Origin of the sequence: Streptomyces oryzae, assembly GCF_017676365.1 — a bacterium.
GTDB lineage: Bacteria > Actinomycetota > Actinomycetes > Streptomycetales > Streptomycetaceae > Streptomyces > Streptomyces oryzae.
Genome location: NZ_JADKMA010000381.1, coordinates 1 through 2,174, shown reverse-complemented (window position 1 = coordinate 2,174; position 2,174 = coordinate 1). Strand labels below are relative to the sequence as shown.

Genomic DNA, 2,174 nt, shown 5'->3' with positions numbered 1-2,174 from the left:
GCTGTGGGGTGGTGGCAGGTGAATGCCGACACCTTGGCGGGCAGCCGGTTCGTGGTGTCGCCGCTCGCGGAGGTGATAGCGAGCCTCAAAGTGTTGGAGAGGGGGAGCGCCGCGCACCCGGGCGAGCGTGCCTGGCTCGACGCGCACCAGCCCGCCTACCGTGCCCGTCAGGCGGCCGACCCTGTCACCGGGCAACTGATACGTGCGGCTCTCGGCCCCACCTGGAACGCCGACTTCCTCACCCCGCCGCCGGATCCCGATGCGGCTGACCCCGCCGGAGAGTCCTTTGAGGAAGGGGTCGCCCGGGTGCGGGAGACACCGCCGCAAGCGGCGCGAGCCGATCTGCTGGTGTCGTTGGGCAGCAAGGGCCCGCTGCCCCCAGGCCTGCGCCGGGACGACGTGCCGGGGCGTACGGCGGACACCTTGGAGTGGGTGTGGCAGGAGACGGTGTTGCCGTACTGGCCACGGCGGCGCCGGATCATCGAGGCCGATGTGGTGGCACGGACGGCACAGTTGAGCCGGGGCGGCTGGGCTGCGGCGCTCGACGACATGCGGCCCGGCATGCGCTGGCTCGGCGGGAGCCGACTGCAGATCAACGCCCGTGACTATCCGCCGCGCGAACTGGCGGGCGTCCGGCTGATGTTCGTTCCGGTGACGCCGAGCGCGGGGTGGGTGTCCTGGGAGTCGGCGCCCCCGCACCACGTCGACGGCTCCGACTCGACGGCGGCCCCACACCGCTCCCAGGCCCCATGCTCCGCCCCACGCATCCCCGCCGCGCGCCCCTCGGGGCGGGGCCTGCCCCGTTACGCCGTCATCTATCCGTGCTCCGGGGCGCTTGCCGACGCCGAAGGGGCGCCTGTGCCCGAGGCGTTGGGGGCCCTGCTCGGACATGCGCGGGCCATGGTTCTGGTGCTGCTCGACTCCCCGAAGAGCACCAGCCAGCTCGTCGCGTTGACCGGTCAGGGGCTGGGCTCGGTGGGCCGGCACCTGCGGGTGCTGCGCGACGCGCGGCTGGTCCAGCGGCGGAGGGCGGGGCGCTCGGTGCTCTATTACCGCACTGCGATGGGGGACGGGCTCCTCCGCGCGCAGAATTGAGCCCTCGCACCAGTTGCGTGGCGCATACCCGCCACCGCCGAGGGCTTGCGCCGTGCCTGCACTTCGCTTTGCGGCCCGCACGTCAGGCTGGGGTCGAGCCTGAGTCTCGTGCGGCATCTCCGGCTGGGGCCTGCACCTCTGGGTGGTCCCTGTATCTCTGGCTGGGGCAGCGCTTCATGGTGCGGCGGCCCTGAGGCTCGGGCCGGCAGCCTCGGGCTGGGGTGTGCACCTTGGGTGGGCTGAGCTTCATGGTGCGGTCGGGTCTGGGGTGCGGTCGGCGCCTCCGGCTGGGGCGTGCACCTCCGGCTGGCGCCACGGGCGTGCACCTCTGGCTGGGGGCTGAACCTCCGGCGGGGCCTGCGCCTCAGGCCGCCGGGGCCTGCACTTCAGTCTCCGGGGTCGCGCCCCATGTTGCCGTCGCGCCTGAGGGTGGCCCATCAGTCTGCGGCCCGTATTGGCATGCGCCGTGTCTGGGGCTTGCCATACCCCTCTCAGGGTGCGGTCTGCGGCCTGCACCTCAGACCCGGAGGCCCGTGCGGGTCTGTGCTGTGGCTGGGGCTTGCCTTGCGCGGGCTGCCCTGGCCGTTGCTGGGCTGGCCCTGGTCGTTGTCCGGTCGGCTTTGTTCGGTGGCGGGTGCCGGGCAGGGCCCCCTTGCCGGGCTCGTCGGATAGGCGTAGAGCTCGCCTGCAGTGAGGGCCCCGGCTGTTGCCGGGCGGGCTCCGGCGTTGCCGGGTTCTTCGGGCTGTGGGCTGCTTGTGGCTGTTGTCTGGCCTGCTGCGGGTGCTGTCGGGCGTGCCCTGGGTGTTGCGCGGTCAATTCCGGCTGTTTTGTGTGGCCTGCCCCGGTGGTTCGCGGTTGTTTTCCGGCCTTGGGTTGGCCTCGCGTTGGCCGGGGCGAGTTGTCTCGCCAAGGGCCGTCGTACGGGGCTGGCCCGCCGTTCCTTGGTTGGAGGCCTTCCTCTCGGCCGAGCCCGCGCTGGTCAGCTGCTGTGGAGTGACCCTCTGCTCAGATCGGCCCGGTTTCTGCTGGCCGAGCTGTGTCTGGCTGTTCCGGGGGGGGCGATTACCTGGTGGGTAAT

At 72.2% G+C, this 2,174-nt stretch carries 1 protein-coding gene; it reads left to right on the top strand.

The genetic code is table 11. The features are described from left to right. Positions 1-3: 3 nt before the first annotated feature. A complete protein-coding gene (locus tag ITI46_RS34265; protein WP_209243938.1) occupies positions 4-1,095 on the top strand; it encodes an ArsR/SmtB family transcription factor in 1,092 nt (363 codons plus the stop codon). Positions 1,096-2,174 lie beyond the last annotated feature (1,079 nt).